The 23,252-nt window shown below is 62.6% G+C and carries 14 protein-coding genes and 1 tRNA gene; 9 read left to right on the top strand and 6 right to left on the bottom strand.

All coding sequences use genetic code 11. The features are described 5' to 3' along the window. The first annotated feature begins 117 nt into the window (after positions 1 to 117). Entirely contained in the window at positions 118 to 3,048 is a 2,931-nt protein-coding gene (locus ASG67_RS13640) for a TonB-dependent receptor (RefSeq protein WP_056531252.1), read from the top strand. 73 nt (positions 3,049 to 3,121) lie between these two features. Next, complete coding sequence (locus tag ASG67_RS13645; protein ID WP_056531254.1) at positions 3,122 to 4,447, top strand: BNR repeat-containing protein; 1,326 nt, start codon at positions 3,122 to 3,124, stop codon at positions 4,445 to 4,447. Between the two features lie 113 nt (positions 4,448 to 4,560). On the opposite strand, the gene ASG67_RS13650 is transcribed toward ASG67_RS13645, so the two are convergent. The 3 genes from ASG67_RS13650 to manD all read right to left on the bottom strand — a co-directional run bounded on the left by ASG67_RS13650 (position 4,561) and on the right by manD (position 10,985). After that, complete coding sequence (locus ASG67_RS13650) at positions 4,561 to 6,507, bottom strand: CocE/NonD family hydrolase (protein ID WP_056531256.1); 1,947 nt, start codon at positions 6,505 to 6,507, stop codon at positions 4,561 to 4,563. A 165-nt stretch (positions 6,508 to 6,672) separates the two neighbouring features. After that, a complete protein-coding gene (locus ASG67_RS13655) occupies positions 6,673 to 9,708 on the bottom strand; it encodes a TonB-dependent receptor (protein ID WP_056531447.1) in 3,036 nt (1,011 codons plus the stop codon). 65 nt (positions 9,709 to 9,773) lie between these two features. Continuing rightward, entirely contained in the window at positions 9,774 to 10,985 is a 1,212-nt protein-coding gene (gene manD, locus ASG67_RS13660; protein WP_056531258.1) for a D-mannonate dehydratase ManD, read from the bottom strand. An 81-nt stretch (positions 10,986 to 11,066) separates the two neighbouring features. Between manD and ASG67_RS13665 the strand changes: the two genes are divergently transcribed. Next, positions 11,067 to 11,861, top strand: coding sequence for a FadR/GntR family transcriptional regulator (locus ASG67_RS13665; protein WP_235535211.1), 795 nt, complete (start codon positions 11,067 to 11,069; stop codon positions 11,859 to 11,861). Positions 11,862 to 11,950: 89 nt separating this feature from the next. On the opposite strand, the gene ASG67_RS13670 is transcribed toward ASG67_RS13665, so the two are convergent. Beyond that, positions 11,951 to 14,737 (bottom strand): glycosyl hydrolase 115 family protein, encoded by a 2,787-nt coding sequence (locus ASG67_RS13670; protein ID WP_235535212.1) that lies wholly within the window; start codon positions 14,735 to 14,737, stop codon positions 11,951 to 11,953. Positions 14,738 to 14,863: 126 nt separating this feature from the next. Here ASG67_RS13670 and ASG67_RS13675 point away from each other — a divergent pair, with 126 nt between their 5' ends. Together ASG67_RS13675 and ASG67_RS13680 are read left to right on the top strand one after the other, a co-directional pair. Beyond that, positions 14,864 to 17,050 carry a GH92 family glycosyl hydrolase gene (locus tag ASG67_RS13675; protein ID WP_056531262.1) on the top strand — a complete coding sequence of 729 codons (2,187 nt, stop codon included), beginning with the start codon at positions 14,864 to 14,866 and terminating at the stop codon, positions 17,048 to 17,050. Further along, positions 17,047 to 17,979, top strand: a complete 933-nt coding sequence (locus ASG67_RS13680) for a glycoside hydrolase family 43 protein (protein WP_156460823.1) — start codon at positions 17,047 to 17,049, stop codon at positions 17,977 to 17,979. The genes ASG67_RS13675 and ASG67_RS13680 overlap by 4 nt, the downstream gene beginning before the upstream one ends. 178 nt (positions 17,980 to 18,157) lie before the next feature. Here the strand turns inward: ASG67_RS13680 and ASG67_RS13685 are convergent, their stop codons facing one another. Beyond that, positions 18,158 to 18,901 (bottom strand): DUF1134 domain-containing protein, encoded by a 744-nt coding sequence (locus ASG67_RS13685; protein ID WP_056531265.1) that lies wholly within the window; start codon positions 18,899 to 18,901, stop codon positions 18,158 to 18,160. A gap of 154 nt (positions 18,902 to 19,055) precedes the next feature. On the opposite strand from ASG67_RS13685, the gene ASG67_RS13690 reads away from it, so the two are divergent. Together ASG67_RS13690 and ASG67_RS18435 are read left to right on the top strand one after the other, a co-directional pair. After that, positions 19,056 to 19,148, top strand: a tRNA-Ser gene (locus ASG67_RS13690). 140 nt (positions 19,149 to 19,288) lie between these two features. Continuing rightward, a complete protein-coding gene (locus ASG67_RS18435; RefSeq protein WP_235535225.1) occupies positions 19,289 to 20,251 on the top strand; it encodes a NotI family restriction endonuclease in 963 nt (320 codons plus the stop codon). Positions 20,252 to 20,266: 15 nt separating this feature from the next. Here the strand turns inward: ASG67_RS18435 and ASG67_RS18440 are convergent, their stop codons facing one another. Continuing rightward, entirely contained in the window at positions 20,267 to 21,394 is a 1,128-nt protein-coding gene (locus tag ASG67_RS18440) for a DNA cytosine methyltransferase (RefSeq protein WP_082543525.1), read from the bottom strand. Positions 21,395 to 21,614: 220 nt separating this feature from the next. Between ASG67_RS18440 and ASG67_RS13695 the strand changes: the two genes are divergently transcribed. After that, positions 21,615 to 22,658 carry a DUF262 domain-containing protein gene (locus ASG67_RS13695; protein WP_082543526.1) on the top strand — a complete coding sequence of 348 codons (1,044 nt, stop codon included), beginning with the start codon at positions 21,615 to 21,617 and terminating at the stop codon, positions 22,656 to 22,658. A gap of 1 nt (position 22,659) precedes the next feature. Next, positions 22,660 to 23,229 (top strand): HEPN domain-containing protein, encoded by a 570-nt coding sequence (locus ASG67_RS13700; RefSeq protein ID WP_056531267.1) that lies wholly within the window; start codon positions 22,660 to 22,662, stop codon positions 23,227 to 23,229. Positions 23,230 to 23,252: the final 23 nt, after the last annotated feature.

A 23,252-nucleotide genomic window follows, 5' to 3' on the forward strand; every position in this document is an offset into this window, starting at 1 on the left:
GGATGACTATCGGAAGTATAGAATACCGATTGCAATCCTAAAATTGATAGTACATATCCGGCCCTAACGGGAGGACGGTCCGAACATACGGTCCGCCCCGATCCAGGGGGATGGATAATGAAGCGGAATGTGTACGTCACACTGATGGCCACCGCCGCAGCTTTTGCGGTGCAGCCGACAATGGCGCAGAGCCAGTCGATCGCGCGCGACCAGCCGGCGACCTCTGCCACCAACCGCCCGCCGACCCCCGTCACCGGCACCGATCCGCAGACCGATACCGCCCCGCCCGCGCAGGCCGACGCTGCCGTGCAGGCGCAGGTCGAGGGCAATGCCCCGGTCGGCGACACCGACATCGTCGTCACCGGCATCCGCCAGAGCTACGCCAATGCGCTCGCCGCCAAGCGCAACGCGGTCGGCGTCACCGACGGCATCTCGTCCGATGGCATCGGCCGCTTCCCCGACCTGAACGTCGGCGAGGCGTTGCAGCGTGTCCCCGGCGTCCAGATCAACCGCGAGGCGGAAAGCCGCGACGCCACGATCAACCTGCGCGGCCTGCCCGGCACCTATGCCCGCACCACGTTGAACGGCAGCACCTTCGCCGATCCCGTGCTCGACGGCTCCAGCCCATTAGGTGCGTTCGAATCGGACGTGTTCAGCGCGTTTCAGATCATCAAGTCGCCCTCCGCCGCCGACCAGCCCGGCGGCATCAGCGGCAATGTCGATCTCCAGATCCAACGTGCACTGGCCCGCAAGGACGGTGCCCTGTCGGTGAAGCTGGCCGGCGCGTACGAGGAGCTGACCGAGAAGTTCAATCCCGCCGGCTCGCTCTCCTATTCCAAGCATCTGCTGAACAACACGCTCGGCGTGTATTTCGTCGGTGCCTATTCCAAGCAGAATTTCCGCCGCGATTCGATCACCTTCGCGCAGTACACGCCGCTGTCGCGCACCACGACGCCGGATTATGTCGCCCGCTTCGGTGCCGCCGGCACCCCCAACGTGCTGTTCCCGTCCGACATCCGCCAGTTCGTGAAGACCAACAAGGGCGATCGCTTCACCATCGCCTCGGGCGCGGAATGGGCGGCGACGGACGAGCTGACCTTTGGCCTGAACGGGCTCTATACCCGCCGCAACTATAGCGACGCGAACACCGACATCATCGATTACGACATGCGCGATGCGAACACGGTCGTGAACCCGACCGGCGACGCCTTCACGCTGCCCGATGGCAACCGATATGTGAACGCGTACGACTTCCGCAATGCGCGTGTCTTTGCCTCTGCCCGTGCCGAACCGTCGAAGATCCAGTCCTACGGCATCTATGGCGATATCGGCTACAAGACCGACGAGTGGCGGTCGCTGACCACCTTCTCCTATTCGGATGCCAGCAACTCCGTCATCCAGACACAGTTCGATTACCGCAAACTGCCCAGCGCTGCGGGTAACGGCACCAGCGGTTCAGCCTTTTCGGGCGGCAGCAATATCGAGGACTTCCGTTTCCTGCTGAACCCCTCGCCCGCCGTCACCTTCACGCCGGGGCCATTCGCGGTGCTCGATGCCAACCAGTTGCGCAACGCATCGGGCGACGTGTTCATCGTCGCGGGCAGCGAGAGCATCGCCAAGAACAACCTGTATGCCGGCCAGACCGATCTAGAGCGCTATTTCGACGGTAATCTGTTAAAAAGTATCCAGGTCGGCGCGCGGTTCGAGAAGACCAAGTTCACGTCGCAGCAATACCGGTCGACCGTGTTCGGCGTGCAGCAGCAGAACATCAATGCGGGCCTGATCGTGCAGAGCCCGTATGCCGGCGACTTCTTCGGCGGCAATCTCGCCGGGTACAGCACCAACTGGCAGACACTGAATTTCGCCGCGACCGACGCCGCGCTGAAGCCGGTGACGGTGGGCGCGGGCCAGACGCTGACCGCGAATGGCTTCGTCAACAACACCGCCGATGGCGGCGTCGGCTCGCTCAACTTCAACCTGACCAACGATATCGTATCCAGCTATGCGATGGCCAAGCTCGACACGACGCTGCTCGGCATCAACATCCGCAGCAATGTCGGCCTGCGTTACGAACATACCCGGCAGCAGACCGATTCGACGCAGTTGTTGCTCGGCCAGCCATCGACGGTGGAACGCAGCAGCACTTATGGCGAGTGGTTGCCGTCGATCCTGGTCGCCGCCGACCTGACCGACAAGCTGGTGTTGCGCGGCGCCTATTACCGCTCGTTCGTGCGGCCGCAGCCGCGCCAGGTATCGCCCTCCACCGTCATCAGCGGCGGCGGCGCCTTGTACAACGTCACGCTGGGCAATGTCGGCATCAAGCCGTTCACTGCCAATTCGTTCGACGCCTCGCTGGAATTCTACAACCGGCCGGGCGGCGTGGTGTCGGTCGCGGCCTTCTCGAAGAAGATCGACGGCCTGATCGCGCCGATCACCGATCGCTCGCTGCTCTGCCCGGCGGACGGCGGCGGCTTCGGCCTCGGGCCGCTGCGCCTGGTCGGCGACAGTTGCCAATCGACGACGCTCGTGTCGGCGGGTCAGCCGGTGCAGGTCGTGGTGGGCGGCAACATCAATTCGACCAGCCCGATCACCGTTCGCGGCCTGGAATTCTCGGTTCAACAGAATTTCGATTTCCTGCCCGGCGTTCTGTCGGGGCTGGGCGGACAGGTGAACTATTCGCTTACCGACGTCAGCGGCCGGGCGTCGAACGGCACCGAAGCCATCCTGCCCGGCGTATCGAAGCACGTCGTCAACGTGATCGGCTATTACGAGACAAAGCTTTTCGGCATCCGCGGCACGTACAACTACCGCAGTAAATATGATCTGGCGGCCGGTGGCACCTTTGCCGGCGCGGCGCGGCAGGTGAAGGCGCGCGGCCAGGTCGATGCCTCCGCCTCGCTCAACATCAATGACAGCATCTCGCTGACCGCCGACGCGTTCAACCTAACCAACGCCAAGCGCATCGAGTTCGAGAATTCGGAGCTGAAACCACGCCGCGCCGATTACGACGGCCGGACATACCAGATCGGGGTACGGTTCGCGCTGTAACCCCCGATGGGGAGGCGCGCGCACTCCCCTCCTTGCGCCTCCCCTTCTTTGTCCTGACGGAAAGTGCCGCCCGATGTTCCACCGCCCGTTCATGACCGTCCTGCTGGCCGCCTGCGCCCTGCCAGCCATCGCCGCGCAGCGTCCGGCGGGTGCCACTGCCGAGGTACCGGCCGGTCCCGAACTGTCGGCGATCGACCGCGTCTGGTCCGGCCACAGCGCCCGCTTCGCGTTGCAGGTGACGGCGGATGCGATCATCGTCGCCTATTACGACGCCAACCGGCAACTGACCGTCGCGTCGCGCCCGCGCCGGTCGGCGGCGTGGGTGTATCACAAGCTCGACAGCTGGTTGGGCTGGGACAGCCATAATTACATCGCGATGGCGGTGGATACGCCGGGCCAGATCCACGTCGCCGCCAACATGCACGGCGACCCGATGGTCTATTACCGCAGCACCGTGGCCGGCGACGTCCGCGCGCTGGCGCGGGTGCGCGTGATGGTCGATTCCGCGGTCGAGGCGAAGATGACCTATCCCATCTTCCTGCGCGATGGCGCCGGCCGGCTGGTCTATAAATATCGCGACGGCAGCAGCGGCAACGGCAACGAAATCTACAACGTCTATGATACCGCGACGAAGACGTGGACGCACCTGCTCCAGACACCGCTGACCGATGGCGAGGGCCAGCGGAACGCGTATTTCATGGGGCCGGTGCTGGGGCCGGACAAATATTTCCATATCGCCTGGGTCTGGCGCGAGACGCCAATGGCGGAAACCAACCACGACCTGTCCTATGCTCGCAGCCGCGATCTGGTGCATTGGGAACGCGCGGACGGCACCCCCCTGCCGCTGCCGATCAAGCTTTCCACCGCCGAGATCGTCGATCCCGTGCCGGTCGAGGGCGGGATGATCAACAACAATACGATCATCGGCTTCGACCCCGCCGGCGCGGCGATGATTACGTTCCACAAGTTCGATGCCAAGGGAAACACCCAGATCTACGTCGCCCGGCACGAGGCGAAGGGATGGCGTATTGCGCAGGTCAGCGACTGGCAGGGATTTCGCTGGGATTTCCGTGGTGGCGGCTCGCTGGAAAGCCGGTTGTTCGTGAAGGGCGCCGAACCCGTCGGCCGCGACCGCATCCGCGTATCGGTGATCCGCGACGGCAATCCGATCGACTTTCTGCTCGATGCGAAGACATTGAAGCGGCTGGAAGAGAAACCGGGCGTGCTGTTGGCGGAAAAGCTGGCCGGATCGATCACCACGCCGGCGGGTATGATGCTGAACACGGTCGAGGACGCGAGCGGCATCGCGCTGGCGTGGCCGACCCGCCCACCGCATCGCGACCTGCCGAGCGAGGATATTCCCGATCCCACCGTGTTACGGATGGTAATGCCGCGTTAAATACCGTTCCCCGACGGAGGCCGGGGCCCAGTCGGAAAGGTCTTCGTAACGGAGCGAAGCGCCCGTTCGGCAACGTCCCCCAACTGGACCCCGGCCTCCGCCGGGGAACAGGACTACCGCGCCGTCACCGCAGCCTGATCCACCGGCACCACCGGCAACCACACCCGGCTCGGCGTCGCGCCGCCGCGTTCGATCGTTACCGTCGCCTTCTGGTAATCGGCCTTCTTCGCCAGGAAGATGTTCGGCACATGTTTCTGCGGATTACGGTCGTAGAGCGGGAACAGGCTGGACTGCACCTGCACCATGATCCGGTGTCCCGGCTGGAACACATGGTTCACCGTCGGCAGGCGGAATTTATATTCCTGCACCTTGCCGGCCGGGATCGCCGATGGCTTGGCGAAGCTATCGCGATACCGGCCGCGAAAGATGTCGAGGCTGATCGGCAGTTCGTACCCGCCCATCTTCTCATCCGTCGCATTCTCCGCCGGATAGACGTCGATCACCTTCACCACGAAATCGCCGTCGGTCCCGGTCGTCCGCGCGAACAGATCGGCGATCGGCGCGCCTGATACGCGGACCGGCGCGGTCAGCACCGGCGTGCTGTACGTCATCACATCGGTGCGTCCATCGACGCCGCGCTGGTCACTGACCAGCCAGTCGCCCCAGCGGCCATCGCCGAAATTCACGGGGCGCGGCAGATGCGGAACCGGCTTGGCAGGATCGGAGACGTAGCTGTCGTCCCCCGCCGCCTGCTTGCCGAACCCCAGGCCGCCGTCCGCGCCGAAATTGATCGCGGTCAGCGGCGCGGCGCACCCCTGTTCGCAGGCCAGCGGCCAGCTCGTCAGCTTGTCCCAATGGTTCTCGCCGGTGTTGTAGATCGCGGCGGCCGGCAGGTTCGCCGCCGGCCCGTCTTTCAGATACTGGTCGAACAGCGGCAGCACCATCTGCTCGCGGAACTGCGCGGCGGTGTCGCCATTCCACTGGAACGGCCCCAGCGAGCGGCCCTCGCGGTTCACCTGGCTATGCCGCCACGGCCCCATGACCAGGAAATTGTTGCCCGTTTTTCCCTTGGCCTTCAGCGCCTCCCACGCGGTGATCGCGCCGTACATGTCCTCCTGATCCCACAGGCCCTGTTCCCAGATCGTCGGCACGTTCGACGGATTGGCCGCCAGCAGCTTGTCCAGCGCCTGCCCGGACCAGAACCCGTCATAGGCGGGGTGCGACACCATCCGCTGCCAATACGGCAGCTGGTCGTATCCCGATTTCTTCGCCCAGTCCCCGGCGGAACCAATGTCACGGAAATTCTCGTAATCGTCCCAGCCACCGGTCGGCGGCGCCGAGCCGGCACCCTTGTATCCGGTCTGCGATCCCAGCCAAGCGATGTTCGCCAGGCGGAAGGCGCCGTAATGGAACCAGTCGTCGCCCATCCAGCCGTCGATCATCGGACTTTCGGGCGCCGCCACCTTCAACGCCGGATGCGGATTGAGCAGCGCCATGACGACGGTGAAGCCCTCGTACGACGATCCGATCATCCCGACCTTGCCGTTCGATTCGGGCAGGTTTGCCTTGTTCACTAGCCAGTCGATCGTGTCGTACGCATCGGTGACGTGATCGACCTTCGTCGGATTCAGCGGCCCGATCACCGGCCGCGTCACGACGTAATCGCCCTCCGACCCGTATTTGCCGCGCACGTCCTGATACACGCGGATGTAGCCGCCCTTCACGAACATCTCGTCCGCCAGCGGTAACGTGGCGAGCATCGATGAACTGTCGCTGCGGCTGGCGCGACCCTTGGCGTTGTAGGGCGTGCGCGTCAGGACGATGGGCGCATTCGTCGCGCCTTTCGGCACCACGATCACCGTGTACAGCTTCGTGCCGTCGCGCATCGGCACCATCACCACCCGCTTGTCGTAATCGTTCTGCGCGGTCGGCGGCGTGAAATTGGCCGGGATATCGCCACCCGCCGGTGCGGTGGCCGTCTTCGGCGCCGGCGCCTGTTGCGCGAGGACGGGCGCCACCACCAACGACGCGGCAGCGGCAAACAGGACAGATTTCAACATGGAACAATCTCGCACCGAAAGGGACATGCCGGCATCGTGACGCCCATCACGTCCAAGATCAATCCGTGATATAATATTGCACGGCGGCGGCGCGATCAGCCGCGCCCACAAAAAAAAGAGGCGCAGGCTTACGCCGGCGCCTACTTCGACAACCCGCTGACCGTCCTAGAACGTGGCGCGCGCCGTGACCGTGAACGTCCGCCCGTCATAATCCGCACGACGGATCAGGCGCGGATCACCTTCATATTCGACGCGGATCGCGTTGGTCAGGTTATACGCATCGAACGACAGCGATACCGTTTCGCTGACATTGTACGACGCGGACAGATCGAGCTGACCGCGCGACCGCACCTGGCGCGCCGCGCCGGTGAACGTGCCGGCCGAGGCCAGGTCGTATTTGCTGCGCACGTTGTACACTAGGCGAAGTCCGTAATCATCGGTTTCGTAATAGCCGATGATGTTGGCGTTGTGGCGCGACACGCCCGGCAACGTCGCCTGTGCCCCCGACGCGGTCTTGCCGCTGATGTCGGTGAAGGCATAGTTGAAGCCGCCGCCCAGGTGACTCAGCGCGCCCGGCAGGAAATCGAGCGTCTGCTGAAGGTTGAACTCCAGGCCGCGCACCGTGATCGGGCTGTCTTGATTGACGAAGCCGCTGGCCGCGACGAGGAACGGCGTCGGCACCGCACCGCCCGTGTAGACCAGGCTGCTTTCGCACCGGTCGCCATTCACGGTCAGCGTACCGAGGCCCAGCGCGGTCGCGTTCGGCGGGCAGAGCTGGCGCGGGTCGGAGATGGTGGCGATCAGCCCGGTGATCCGCTTCTGGAAGCCGGCGACCGAGATGATGCCGTTCGGCCGGTTGTACCATTCCAGCGACAGATCGAGCGAGGTCGAATCATACGGCTTCAGATCGGGGTTGCCGAGCGTCAGCGAATAGACGCCGTTGACCGGATTGCCGACGATCGTGACCGGCGTGAACTGGCGCGGCTGCGGACGGACGTAGGTGCGATACGCCGCACCGCGCAGCAACAGCTTGTCGCTGAGGTCGGCCACCACGATGAACGACGGCAGCAGCTTGCCGTACTTGTTCTCGTAGGTGACGGTCCGGAAATCCGCGGGCGAACCGATCGTGCCGGTCAACGATACGCGGTTCAGCGCATCGATCGTGTTGCGGGCATATTCATACCGCAAACCGCCATTGCCGCGGATGCGGATGTTGCCGATGTCGAAACTATACTTCAGCTGTCCATAACCGATCGCCAGATCGGTCGTGTTGTCGAAATTGTAGAGGGAATAATTGTTGTCGTTGTAGCGGATGTTGAACCCTTGCGGCGACAGCGCCCCGCCCGGAAACACCGTGACAGGCTGAAGCTGGTCGATCGCATATTGGAACCGCGACGTCTGCCAGTTGGTGGTGTACGTTCCCGCCTTGCCACCGAAGAAATCGTCGGCAGTCGGCGACTGCTGCAGGAAGCTGCCGTTGATGTTCTGGGTTTGGATGCCGAACGCCGAGATGCGATAGCCCTCGGACCGGAAATCATTATGCTCGAAGCGGAAACCCGCCTGAATGCCGGTCAGCACGCTGTTGGTGAAGCTGCGCTCGACATCTCCCTGATACGCCAGCACTTCGGTCGTGACATAGCTTTCGGTGCCGGTCAGCTGCAGGCGATTGGTGCGCCCGGCGGCGGTGGGCGAGTTGTAATATTGGGTAGGATCGGCGACGCCGCCCCAATACCAGGTCGGCACCGCGCTGCTGATGAGGGGATCGGGGCTGAGCGAATAAAAGAAATCGTTCAGATTACCCGCACCGGTACGCAGCGTACCGGACCCGCCATTGCCGCTCGTCGTCTGCAGCCGGTCGAAATCGAGCGAAAGCTCGGCAGACTCGTTGCGGGCCTTCGATGCGGTCAGCACCGTGCTCAACCGCCAGACATCGTCGCTATATTCCGCCTTGCCGTTGATACCCCATGCCCGCTGGACGATACCCAGCCGGCGGGTCGAAGCGCGCGGATCGGCGGCGTTGCTGAAATCGATGTCGGTGACGACGTAACGTCCGTCGTCCAGCGCGATCGGCTGCGACCGCGCCGTCAGCGTGCTGACATCGTTGTTCCCGACGATCGACAGATACTGCGTCGTCTTCGGCAACCGGCGATCGGTGTAGAAACCGGTGACGCCGATGCGGGTCCGGTCATTCGGTTTCCACTCCGCCCCCGCCGCGCCGGTGTAGAGGTCGCCGGGATTGATGCGCGAATATTGGCGCAACTGCGAATTATAGAGGACGCCGGCGGTGGTCGTCGATCCGGTGCAAGATGGGCACGCAGCCGACCGTGGGTAATAGGCGCCGAGCGTCGAGGCATTGGCCTGCGCCTGAGCAGCCGAGAACGCCGAATAGCTGTTGAATTGCAGCGTATCGCGGCGGAAATTCTCCTTCTTGTACGCCAACACGCCAAAGATCGCGAAGCTGTCGGAGAACAGGTGATTGTAACCGACCGTCGCGCCCGGCGCGAAGCGATCGCCGAGCTGGTTAAATTCCAGCGCAGCCTTGACGAATCCACCTTCCTTGCGGCTGAGCGCGGGTGCGATCTGCAGGTCGACATTGCCCGACAGGCCGCCGGACTGGGCGTTGGCGAGTGGCGACTTGTCGATCACGATGGCGCTGAAGATGTCGGCGTTGAAGGCGCCCAGCGGTGCCGCTTCCGCCAGCACCGGCTCGGCAAAGGCGACGCCGTTGATGGTCAGTCGGGCATATTCGCCGGGCAGGCCGCGCAGGTTGATCGTCGCGTTGCGGCCTTCGGCCTCGCGGTTGATCTGCACGCCCGGCACCCGCTGCAACGCCTCACCGACGTTCAGGTCGGGAAAGCGGCCGAGACCATCCGACGAGATGCCGTCGGTGATCGCGATCTCGTTCTTCTTCGACCGGATCGCGTCGGCATAGCTCTGGCGGAAACCGGTGACGACGATGTCGGCGCCGGGCTGTTCGGTCGCCTCGGGCTGCGACTGCGGATCGGCGGCGGTCGTCTGCGACGGATTGGCCGGCGTGGCGACGGTGGGCGTCGGCGTGCTGACGACCGGGGTTTCAGCCGGCACATCGGCCGGTGTCGTCGTCTGTGCATCCTGCGCGAAGGCCGGCACCGCCGTCAGCATCGTCGCACCCAGCAACGCCGTCGCCATGGCCACCCGACGTGCCGCGTAAATCGTCTTCATCATCTCATCCCCTCTTGTCGTTGTTTGCACGCCTTTTCAGGCGCGTCGTTGTCGCTCCCGGTCGCTCACCAGTTCCACAGGGTGCCGTCCTCCAGCCGGTTCACCGGCAGGTAGGCGCGTCGATATTCATACCCCTTGGCAAGTTCTTCATCGATGTCGACGCCAAGGCCAGGCGCGTCGCCCGGATGCATCATGCCATCGGTAAAAGTGTACGCGTGCGGGAAGACCGCGTCGGTCTCCGCCGTGTGGCGCATATATTCCTGGATGCCGAAATTGGGCACCGACAGGTCGAAATGCAGCGCGGCGGCCATGCAAACCGGCGACAGGTCGGTCGCGCCGTGGCAGCCGGTGCGCACCTGATACAGGTCCGCCAGCGCCGCGATCCGGCGCAGGTGCGTGATGCCGCCGGCATGGACCACGGTCGCGCGGATGTAATCGATCAGCTGGTTTTCGATCAGCTCCTTGGCGTCCCAGATCGAATTGAAGATCTCGCCCACCGCCAACGGTGCCGTTGTATGCTGGCGGATCAGCTTGAACGCCTCCTGATTCTCGGCCGGGGTCGCATCCTCCAGCCAGAAAGGGCGATACGGCTCCAGGTCCTTGCCCAGCCTTCCCGCCTCGATCGGGGTCAGGCGATGGTGGATGTCGTGGAGCAGATGGACATCCCAGCCCAGCGCTTCGCGCGCCCGCTCGAACAATTCGGGCACGACGCGCAGATACTTGCTGGTCGACCAGACATTCTCGCTCGGCAGATCAGCATCGGCGGGCTCGTAGAAATAGCGATCCTTGCTGACGCCGTAGGTCGATGCCATCCCCGGCACGCCGCATTGCAGGCGGATCGCCTTGTAACCCTGCCGCTGGTAATCCAGCGCCGCCTCAATCGTATCGTCGATCGTCGCACCATTGGCATGACCATAGACCATCACGGCTTCGCGACTGGCGCCGCCGAGCAACTGATAAACGGGCAGGCCGGCGACCTTCCCCTTGATGTCCCACAGCGCCATGTCGACCGCGGCGATCGCCGTCATCGTGACCGGGCCACGCCGCCAGTATGCGCCGCGATACAGATACTGCCAGATATCCTCGATCCGGTGCGCGTCGCGCCCGATCAACAGGGGGACCACGTGATCGGCCAGATAGCTCGCCACGGACAGTTCGCGCCCGTTCAGCGTCGCATCGCCGACGCCGGTGGTGCCATCATCACACTCGATCCTGAGCGTGACGAAGTTCCGCCCTGGACATGTGACGATGACGCGCGCGGACACGATCCGTGGCAAATGACCCCTCCTGATTTGGTAAGGCCAATGTGGCCTGATTGGCCTATTGTGTCAATTGCCCCGATGTGGGAACCTGTGATTGTGAAACCACGCGTCGAAAAATTATATCAGAAGGTCGCCAACGCGATCGCCACCGCGATCGGCGAGGGCCAGTACGCGATCGGCACCCGCCTGCCCGGAGAACGCGAGTTGGCGGAGGACTTCTCGGTCAGCCGCCCCACCGTGCGCGAGGCGATGATCGCGCTCGAAATTCGTGGCCTGGTCGAGGCGCGGCACGGGTCAGGCCTCTATGTCACCAGTCTGCCGAACCAGAGCGAGGCGGCACCCGAGCTCGATGTCGGTGCCTTCGAACTGATCGAGGCGCGCATCCTGTTCGAAGGCGAGGCATGCGCGGTCGCCGCCACGGTGATCGACGATGCGACGCTCGCCGAATTGGACAGGGCACTGGCCGACATGGCCGCGTTCGATCCCGCCAGTGCCGAAGCGTTGCAGGCGGACCGCCGTTTCCACACGCTGATCGCCGAGGCGACCGGCAATACCGTCATCAACTCCGTGGTCGAGTCGTTGTGGAATATCCGCGAACACTCGCCGCTGTGCGCGCACATGTTCGCCGAGGCGCGGGGTGAGGGCGTCAACCCGCGTGTCGACGAGCATCAACTGATCGTCGATGCGCTACGTGCCCGCGACCCCGAACAGGCGCGCCGGACGATGCACCTGCATCTTCGCCGCGTGGTCGAGGATCTGCTCTCCGCCACCGAACTCGACGTGATGGAACGCGCCCGCAGCGAAATCCACCAGCGCCGCGTACAGGTGGCGCACCGGCTGGGCATCAGCCATGGCGACACGGATGAGTGGCAGCGCGCGACGGCGGGTTGACCTAAGAACCACCCGATGCCCCGGCCTGCGCCGGGAGAACGACGTTGTCATTGTGCCGTGTCTTCCCATCGGGGCGAAGCGGAAGCCCCCTACCCGCCCGGCGTCATCGCGCCGTACAACGGCCGCGCCCCGTCGAACACGAGTTCGATCCGATCGAGCAGGATGCCCGGATCGAGCGCATAGACCCGGATGACATGCTCACCCTGCCGCAGCGTCTTCAACGCGATCGTCCCTGTCGCGGTGTTCGCCAGCACGTTCAGCCGCCACTGATCACTCCGCCCCACCGTCGCCAGGTCGACCATCACCGGCGCGTCGCCATCGATGCTGACCATCATCCGCAACCCATGCTGTGGATCGCGCGGATGCACCGGCAGGCCGACGATGCGCAGCTTCGCCCCCGTCGCGGTGACGGTCGATAACCGAAACACGGTCGGCGTCAGATTTCCCACCTGCGCCGGCGAACGACTCGGCAGATCGAGCCGCGACCGCAGCGCCCCGCCTTGGCTGCCCAGCCCCGCCACCGCCTGCCAGTCCGCGCCGGCCACCCCGGCCAGCGCCGGCACGATCACCCGCCGTTCCCGCTCGGCCACGACACCCGCCGCCGCGACAGGCGCCGTAACCACGGCGGTATGCAGCGGCAGCGCGCGGCCGTCGCAGATCAAATCGACCGTGCCGCCCGCCCCCCGGCCGTCATAGCTGACCGTCAGTCGCTGCTCATAGCCATTGGCGGCCGAAAGCGTGCCCGACGACGCGGACAACGACACGCCCCCCGCCCCGCGCGCAACCTTCCACGCCACGTCGCGCGGCTGATGACCATACACCGTCACGGTGCGCGTCGCAGGCTGACCAGCGGCAAAGGTCAGCGTATTATCGTCGTTGATCCACCCGCCCCATAGCGCGCTGTCGCAGCCCGTTTTCGTGGAGGCGGCCCAGGCCGGCCACATCGGCTCGTCGAACACCGGCAGCCGGCGTGGCGCCATGTCCATCATGTACCGCCACTTGCCTTTCGCCAGCCCGTTATAGGCGGCGGTATCGGCGACCAGCACCGCGTGCGCCGCCCGTGCCCGCGCGACCCAGACATTGGCGCTCGCCCGCTGTTGCCGCGCATAAAGCTGCGCCAGATCGAGCGACAGGATACGCTCGTTCAGCTTCGCCGCCGCCCGCACCGGATACAGCACCAGTTCGAAGAACGCATCGCGCCGATCAGCCGGCATCCGCGCCGCAATCGCCTCCGCCTGGCGCACGATGTCGGCAGAGGCCGCCAGCCGCGCCTGTGCCTCCTCGCCATCGGAATGGACGAAATCGGTCGGACGGTTCGGCGTCACCCATTCGGTCTGGCCAAAGCCCATGAACTCAGGCCGCCGGTCCCACGCCAGCGCATAGAAGCGCATCATGATCGCCGCGATCCCGTCCGCCTCGCCCACGCCGAACTGTTCGCCCATGAACCCGCGCAGATGCGCCACCGGATCGGCGCGCAACAGATCGGCGTCAAAGGCGAGATCGAGGAAATATTGCGACAGATATTCGATCGGCTTGATGTCGCCGACATTGACGATCCACATCCGCCGCGCGTCCGTATCCCAGGAGCGCTCCATCTGCTCGCGGATCAGCGCCGGGTGCGTCGTTCCCAGCCACAGATAGTCATGCGGCCGGCCCCAGTATGACAGATGATAATATACCCCCGCCCCGCCCGGCCGCTTTTGCTCGGTGGGCGTACTCAGCCGCCGCAAATAGCCGTAATTGTCGTCGGTCCACATCAGCGTCACGTCTTTGGGCACGGTCAGCCCGGCGTCATACGCCTCCTGCAATTCGTGATAGGCGACGAACACCTGCGGAATATCGCCGATCGGCCGCTGCAACGTCTTCGCTAGCAGATCCTGTTGCAGGCCGATCACCCGTTCCAGGATCGCCTGCCTTGCGGCGGTGCTGGTCGCCCCCTGCATCGGCCCGTCGTGAATACCGCGCAGGCCGAGCGTGTAGATGTCCTCCTGCCCCCGCGTCGCCGTCACCCGTTCGCGCCAGTAATCGACCAGCGCCTCTGGCCGCCGGGTGAAATCGAACGCACCCCGCGTCGCCTCGTCCCATTCGCGCAGATTGTTGCGCATCATCGGTTCGGCATGGCTGGTCCCGACGACGATCGCATAGCGATCTGCCAGCGGCGCATTGGCGGCGTCGCCGTAAAAGGGCGTCGAGATCGAATGCATCGCCGGCCACAGCGTATTCGCCTTCAGCCGCCACATCAGTTCATACACACGGTTGTAAGTGCGCGGACCGATATTCCCCTTCGCCGGATCAAAGGTCTTGGCCGCCCATTGCTGCAGCCCCCAATCCTCGTCGTTCAGGAAAATGCCGCGATACTTCACCGACGGCGCTTTCGACACGAAGGTGGCATCATCCACTGTCACGTTCGCCCGCCGCCGTGGCGCCACATCGGCCCACCAGCGCCACGGCGAAATCCCCAACCCCCGCGACAGATCGACCGCGCCATAGATCGCCCCGCGCCGATCGGAGCCCGCGATCAGCAGCACGCGGCGATCACCCATCGTCACGACCGCGCGCACATGCCGCTCCCACGCGCTTGCCAGCATCGACAGATCGACCCGGCCCGCCCGCGCGACCTCAGCCACCAACGGCGTTTCCCGAACCCCGATGACGATGCACGTCGCTGCGCAATCGGCCAGCCGCGCCACGATCGCCGGCCGCCGCGCGCCCAGATCGGCCAGATCGCCCGCCAGCATGTCGGCGGCCAGCCGCATCGTCGCATCATCGCCCGCCACGATCGTCGCCCGGCCCAGATCGAGCGGCGCCGCCATCGCCGGTGCCGCGATGGCCATGATTGCGCTGGTCGCCACCATCATCCGACGCCCGTAAATCATCAATCCCTCCAATATTGGATTGGCCAGTCTGCCGCCGGTTTGCCGGGCTGGTCATGCCACCTGGTTCGCGCTACGTCGAGCGCAGAACCGCGGGGTCCGTCAGCCGCGGCCGTTTCAGGAGGGTTCATGTCCCGCGCGTCCATCCCGTCGCTCCGTGCCGCCGCGCTGGCCGGTCTGCTCCTGTCCGCCACCGGCGTCGCCGCGCCCGCTGATCCGCAACTCTATCGCTATGTCGATCCGCTGGTCGGCACTGGCAACGACGACCAGGGCGATACCGTCCCCGGCCCCACCTTGCCCGCCGGATCGATCCATCCCAGCCCCGAAACCCTGACCGGCAGCAACGCCGGTTACGACCCGGCGGCGCCACTCAGCGGCTTCGCGCAGTTGCATACGCAGGGGTCCGGCGGCCGGACCACCTATGGCACCTTCCTCGTCTCGCCCCAGACGGGCGAGCCGCAATTCGACGAGGCGCAGCACCTGTCGCCCAAGGCGGACGAGGCGGCGGCGGCGGATCGCTATGCCGTCACCCTGTCCCGCTATGGCATCAAGGCAGAGGTGACGCCGGCCGCCAACGCCGCGCTATACCGTTTCGATTATCCGGCCGGCGCTCCCGCGACGATGGTGTTCGACATCACCCGCAAGATTCGCGGCGAACTCGGCAGCGCCGGGGCGGACGTAACACTCGATCCCGTGCATGGCCGCATCGTCGGCCGGGTGAGGACCAAGGATTACTGGAACCCCGCCAACGTCGACATCTGGTTCGTCGCCCAGCTAGATCGTACGCCGACCAAATGGGGCATCCGTCACGGCGACACGGTGCAGGCCGGCGCCACCAGCGCCAGCGTTCCCGCCGACACGAAACTGGCGGCGTGGTGGCAATTCGATGCCGGCAAGCCGGTGATGATGAAAGTCGCCGTGTCGTTCACTAGCGCCCAACGCGCCGCCGAATTGCTGGCCGAGGATATTCCTGGCTGGGACTTCGACGCCGTCCGCCGGAACGCGCAGACGACCTGGAACCACGAACTGGCCCGCGTCACGATCGACGGTGTCGGCGCGGCGGACAAGCGGCGTTTCTACACCGCGCTCTATCACACCACGATCCAGCCGCGCGACCGCACCCGCGATCAGGCGCCCGCCGATCGCGCGACGCCGCATTGGGACGATTACTACACGCTGTGGGACACGTGCCACACCGGCTTCCCTTTGATGTCGCTGCTGCGCCCCAGCGTCTATGCCGGCAACGCCGCCTCGATCATCCGCACGTTCGAACGGTTCGGCGCCGCTCACACCGCCTTCATCGCCGGCCGCAATTATCATGTCGGCCAGGGCGGCGACGAAGTCGACAATGTGCTGGGCGAAGGGCTGATCCGCGGCGTGCCCGGCATCGACTGGAAGCAGGCGGCCGAGGTGTCGCTGCACAACGCCTATGAAGAACGCCGCCCGCGTTATCTGATCGATGGGTATTTCGGCGTCGGCGACAAGAGCCCCGAACCCGACAACCAGCGCGCGCGCTCCGGCTCGTCCACCCCCGCCTTCGCGCTCAACGATTTCTACGCCGGCAAACTCGCCGCCGCCGCCGGCAAGCCAGACGATGCTGCCGCCCTGCTGAAACGGTCCGGCAGTTGGCGCAACGTCTGGAACAAGGATGCCCGCAGCGACGGCTATACCGGTTTCATCATCCCGCGTTATCCCGATGGCCGTTTCCAGAACCTCGATCCCAAGATCGGCTGGGACGGCAAGAAATACGAGAATGTCGGCTTCTACGAGGGCACGGCGTGGGTCTATTCCTATACCATGCTGCACGATTTGCCCGGCATGATCGCCGCGATGGGCGGTCGCGACCGGTTCGTCGAACGCCTGCGCCATGCGCTCGACACCAACCTGATCGATATCACCAACGAACCCAGCTTCGCGACGCCGTGGCTGTTCAGCGATGTCGGCCGCCCCGATCTGGCCAGTTATTGGGCGAACCGCATCTACCTGCGCTTCACGCCCAACGCGTATCCGGGCGATGAGGACAATGGCGCGATGAGTTCGCACTATGTCTTCAACCGCATCGGACTGTTCCCCAAGCTGACGACCGACCTGTTCTACCTCCACGCCCCCCACCAGCCGCGCAGCACGATCACGCTGGAGGATGGCAAGACCTTCGCCATCACCGCCCGCAACTGGAAACCCGGTCGCATCTATATCGCCTCCGCCATGCTCAATGGCCGGGCGGTCACGACGCCGTTCTTGCGGCAGGCCGACATCACCGGCGGCGGCACGCTGGCGTTGACGCTCGCGGACAAGCCGACGACATGGGGGCGATGACGATGCAGCCAACCCGCCGCCTATTTTGCGCCGGCCTCGCCGCCACCGCCGCCGCCCCCGCATTGGCCGCAAAGACTGATCGCCATTTCGCCTTCACCTATTTCCGCAACGCCGATGATGGCGGCGCGGGGATGCGGCTGGCGATCAGCGACGACGGCTTCACCTATCGCCCCGTCCGCGGCGGCGCGCCGGTAGTGGTGCCGCAGGTCGGCGAGAACAAGCTGATGCGCGACCCTTGCGTTGCCCGCGATCCCCGCGCCGGCCTCTATCACATGGTCTGGACCACCAGCTGGACCGGCCAGACCATCGGCCATGCCTCGTCCCGCGACCTGATCGACTGGTCCGCGCAACAGGCAATGCCGGTGATGGCGGCCTTCCCCGGCACCCGCAACAGCTGGGCGCCCGAGCTGATATGGGACGACGCGAAACGCCATTTCGTGATCTTCTGGTCGAGCACGGTCGGCACCGCGGGCAAGGAAGGCGACCATCGCCTCTACGCCACCATGACCAGCGATTTCCGTACCTTCACCCCGACGCGCAAAATCTACGATCCCGGGTTCAGCGTGATCGACGCCACCTTCCAGCGCGTCGGTGAACGCCTCATCATGTTCGTGAAGGACGAGCGCAAGGAACCGCTGCGCAAGGTGATCCAGTGGTGCGAGGCCCAATCGCCGACCGGCCCGTTCGGCGCGCTCTCACCCCCAATCACCCCGGCGTGGAGCGAAGGCCCCACCGCGATCGAGGTTGATGGCGAGACGGTGGTGTTCTTCGATCGCTACATCGACAAACGCTACGCCGCCGTCGCGTCGCGCGACCTGAAGACATGGCGCGACGTATCAGATCGCATCACCATGCCGCCCGGTGCCAACCACGGCACGATCATCCCGATCGACCGCGCCCGTTACAGTGCTCTGGCGGCTCTGGGCTGACACGCGCGGCTGGGTCCGGCTGAAGGGGTATGTCCTACACGGCGATGGCGGATTATGCCCGTTCCATCATCCGTTATTTCTCACCGGCCTGCCGGATTATAATCATACCTCGCGCGCGCATGCACACGCACGCACGCACGTGGGTGAGTGTGACTTTAGAGACTTTTCGCCGTGCAGATCAGAACGGCAGCCAGCGGGTCTTGTGGGTGAAATTCATGTAACCGACGTTGACGCCCGCGCGCCAGCCGACGCCCAGGCGGATCGGGATCAGCACCACATTTCCCCGCCGCAGATACGTCGCGGCGAAACCGCCGACCAGATACAGCCGCCCTTCCGCACCCGGAAACCGGTGGAACAGATCCGCCGTATCGTAGAGGTTGTACACCAGCACGAAGACCTTGTTGGCATCGCCCCCGACATCGAAGCCCACCGACGGCCCCGTCCAGTACACCGGCTGCTGCCCCTCGACCTTGTGCGTCATCACCCCGGAGCCGTACCGCAGGCCGACGATGAATGCGCCCGACGCCTCGCGCCCGGCGATATAGGCGTTGGGGCGCCCCTGCTCCTTCAGGATCTTCTCCAGGATACCGGCAAGACCCTCGGCCCCCTTGCCGAACACGCCCTCGCCCGCCGCCATCAGGTCGTCGCGCTGATAGGTGTCGGCCGCCTGCGTCGTGTTCTCCGCCCGCGTGGTGGCCGCCTGATCGGCGGCTACTGCTGGCGGCGTCTGGGATGGAACCGGATCGACCGGCACCGGCTCGGACGCCGGCCGCGACTGCCGCACGGCGGGGGTGGAGGCCGGCGGCGGCCCGGCGAGATCGCCATCCACTGCCCGGTTGGGGTCGATCGTGCGCACCTGCGCGCCCACCGACGCCGTTGCCACCGTCATCGCGAGGACCAGACCCGTCCAGATACTGCGCATGACCCGTTCACCCCGATTGTTCGACCGTGCCCCGTTAAGCAATTCCCGCCTTGCCGTGCAATGAACGATGGCAATGATCGATGATCGACAAACAATCGCGACAAGGCCGTTGATCCCGGCCCCACCGCTGGCTATAGCCGCCCTCTGCCGAGCCGGAGACGTGGGTGAGCGGCTGAAACCAGCGGTTTGCTAAACCGCCGTACCGGGATTACTGGTACCGAGGGTTCGAATCCCTCCGTCTCCGCCATCGGCTTGCGCAAGCCCTTGATTTTACACAATTTTAGTTCGAATTGTGGGTTTGGACCATCATCCCGCCCAACATCGAGTTGCAGCTAGTTTCATATCAGGGGGCGGTACGTGGCTAGCAGTGCAGTTAAGCTAGAAAAGGTGCGGTATGGCATCGCCGAGTGGTACGGGCGCCTTGTTCCGACCTTGACGCACGATGAAATTAAAAGCTTCGCAGCGATTGGGAGTGGTAAGCTCTCGAATCTACCCTGCCCTTTTCGTCAAGCCGCGTCTCCGGGTGCTAAGTGCAACAAGAAAGGTGGGGTATGTACGCTGCGACGCCACGCCTTGCAGGACGACGGTGGGGTCGAGTTGGTTGGGCCTGCCGTCACGGTCTGCCCATCACGATTTTGGGCTGGCAACGAGGTCTTTAGGTGGATCGGCGAGACCGTCCTGGGATCAAAAGAGCCAACACTTGTTAAGGAGGTACCTTTCCTGTCCTCTGTTGTCGAAGAGGATAGTGAGGAAATCGGGGATGCAGTGGGTCGTATAGATTCAGTTCTTGTTGATCCGGCTGACAGTTCGCTTTGGTGTGCGCTAGAACTTCAGGCTGTTTACTTTTCAGGGCCGAGTATGGCCTCTCATATCGAGCAATACAGTGCAACCCAACAAGCACCTGTATTCCCGGATAAGGTACGTCGGCCCGATTACAGGTCATCTGGACCAAAGCGACTAATGCCACAATTGCAGATAAAGGTGCCTACGCTTAGGCGTTGGGGAAAGAAGATGGCCGTCCTAGTTGACCAGCCCTTCTTTTCATCGCTTGGAAAGCTTACGAGGGTGCCGCATTTGTCGAACTGCGATATAGTCTGGTTCGTCGTTGACTACTCGCCTGACGACGGCTCTATCATCCTGTCGGAAAGAGTCTTCACTACTTTAGAGAGTTCTGTCGAGGCTCTGACAGCAGGCGTGCCTCTTAGCCTTGAGGTATTTGAAGCTCAAGTAAACACTTTCTTGACTGGTAGCGATAAGCGATCATTGGCAAAGGTCGTTCGCCTAAGTGCGCCTACGCCGCCTATAGACGGCGGGAGCCACGTAGGAGGCATCGAACTCCCCGATGAGTAAGGGTACTAGACCCCCCTATTCGGCAGCTTCAAGGTAGCCTACAGAATTGGTCATCTGCAAGATTCGCTCTGCTATAGCTCTGCCAAGCAGCGGCGGTACAGCGTTGCCGACTTGAACGTACTGCTCCGTCCTCGACCCCTTGAATTCAAATGAGTCGGGGAACGACTGTAATCTTGCTGCCTCTCTAACCGTGAGAGTTCGATCCTGATCGGGATGAAAGTACGCACCCCAGTGAGGGTCACACTTGGTCAGAATGGTCGAAGCTAAGCCCTTCCACGTTAGGCGACCATACCTCTTAGTATGATCCGAGCGCTTCGCCTTCTTCATCCCTTCAGGAAGAAGGTCGATGGGAATGTCGCGCCATGAGCCACCTTGCGGAATGTGGTGAAGGCGGTCGAGGTTCACTTTAGATAGCTTAGCCGCCGCATGATTTGTTACGCCATTCTGCCCATTTCGCATTGCCTTCTGATACGAAGACGTTGGCGAGGTCTCGTAAGATGATACTTCGTACCCTTCTCCGTTCTTTAAGCGGGGCAGGTCGGAAATGGCGTCCTCGATTGTAACAAACGGTTCAAGGTTGACGCCATGTGTCGGCTTCGGGAACTCTATAGGAACGCCAATACGGTTACCTATAAAGACAAGCCGCCTTCGTTCTTGTGGAACACCGTATTCTTCTGCTCTAAGAATTTTCGCAGACACGTTGTAACCTAGCGCCCCAAGCCCTTCTACAATGCCGGTGACGGCTCCGCCGCCGCCGGCAGAGGTCATCCCTGTCACGTTTTCAAGTACTACCCACTGCGGTTTTAGACCTGCGACCACGCGAAGGTATTCATGGTAGAGGGATGACCTTGCATCGTGCAGTCCGCGTTGGTGGTTATAAACCGAGAACCCTTGGCAAGGGGGGCCGCCGACCAGAACGTTAAGCTCACCGCGCTTTAGTCCTGCAACTTTCAGTATCGACTGTACGGAATGATCCTGAATTGGACCGGGCAAGAATCTGGCTTCCGGGTGCGTCGCTACGAACGTAGCGCCAGCAGCGTCAAAAAAGTCGTTCCCTGCGAGGACATGATAGCCCGCCTGCCGGAAGCCTTCGCTAAGCCCTCCGGCTCCGCAAAAAAGATCGATCACTGTACGATCGGTCATAGCCGAGGCTTCCCTTGTGTCATTGCGGGCCTGCTATCCCAACGTACGAATCCTGTCCACACGCTAGAACACGAAGGGAACACAGGCGACCGCGTTTTGCAACAGATTGGCGTCGCTAGCTTGGGTGCGCTGGAAAGGCCGTCACGATCCGAACCGGGCGGCGGTAGACAGGTCAATTCTTCGCGACCATACCCAGAGCAGTGACCGTGGGACCCATCTGATGCCCGACAATGACGAATGGCGCGTGCAAGACACGGAGGAAAGTCCGGACCAGGAACCGGAACCAAAACTCGAATACGAGATAATGAATTACCCTGCCGATATCACTTTAGGCGGGTACGTCGATTATTGGAACAAGAACGAACTCATAATCCCCGATTTTCAACGGAAGTATGTCTGGGATCGGGTCAGGGCAAGCAAGCTTATAGAGAGCTTTCTGCTAGGGCTTCCAGTTCCTGGAACCTTTCTTTACAAGCAGAAATCGAAACCCGGCTTCCTTGTAATCGATGGTCAGCAAAGAATAACGTCCGTTGTCCGTTTTATAAAAGGAACGTTCGAGGATTCCGTATTCCGACTGAAAAACGTAAGCGCTCGCTTTGAAGGAAAGTCGTTTCTTGACTTGGACGAAGACGATCAATTTAAGATTCGTAGCTCTGTCCTTCGTGCTACAATCATTCAGCAAATCAATCCTCTTGATGACACCAGTATTTATCAAATATTTGAACGCCTAAATACCGGTGGTGTCAATCTTAATCCTATGGAGGTGCGTCAGTGCGTATCCTATAGTCCGCTTGTCATCGCCCTGAAGCGCATGAACGAAGACGTCGCCTGGCGAAAGCTAATTGGGCAGGAAAAGGTCGATAAACGTTTTCGAGACGTAGAGCTAGTATTGCGGTGCCTTGCTCTATCAGAAGAGGGGCGTCAGTACGAAAAGCCAATGAAAGGCTTTTTAAATAAGTACATGGAAAAGCACCGTGGGAAGGATGCCGATTTTGGTGACATGATCGATAACTTTCAACGTACAACGAAGTACGTTCTTGATCAGCTTGGTGAGCGGCCTTTTCATGTGAGGGGGCGTCTGAATTTTGGTGCCCTAGACTCCATAATGGCTGCGACTTTAGCTGACGTTGCGCCAATCGATTTGAAAAATCGCTATGACAGGCTTTTGAAGGACGAGGATTATATTCTTGCCATATCGTTTAACACAAGTGACGAGGCAGTGGTTGAGGAAAGACTAGACCTTACTGTAGAATACCTAAGCTAATATGAGACTTGCTCGTACTGCATTCGCTTTAGACGAAGTCCAAGGGTTCTTACGCGGTGGTGAGAACAACCCTTTGGTTGAAAGCTATCTTGTTCAGTATCTACTAGTGGCATTCTACTCGGAGCTTGAGGAACACGTCAAAGGGATCATAGCTGCGAGAATCTCACAGGTTCAAGACCGTAAGGTGGCGTACTTTGTAGCAAAGACCCATGAGCATATGTTAAAAAGAGTAAAAAAGTCCGAGATAAATGATGTTTTGCAGAAGTTCGGCTGCGGCGAGGGTGATGTAATCTCGTCGCTTGTCGGCGATTTAAACCTTCAACCATACTATGATATTATAACTAATCGGCATCTAGTTTCTCATCAGGGCGGGACAAATATGACAATGTCCCAAGTAGCTGCCGCGCTGCCCGTTGCGGAGGTCGTTCTGAATGCCCTGGCGGGTGCGCTAGCCGCAGATGAGGTGCCGCCACAGTCTCGGCAGGCGACGGAGTTCGAGGCGCTAGAAGGCGCACCTAACGCTGGAGTTATCATCCGTGCTTATTGCTGGGTCCGTAACATGTGGCGGTGAACCGGAGCGTGTCTCCACGCAAG

This window comes from Sphingomonas sp. Leaf339, from assembly GCF_001426195.1.
Taxonomy (GTDB): Bacteria; Pseudomonadota; Alphaproteobacteria; order Sphingomonadales; family Sphingomonadaceae; genus Sphingomonas.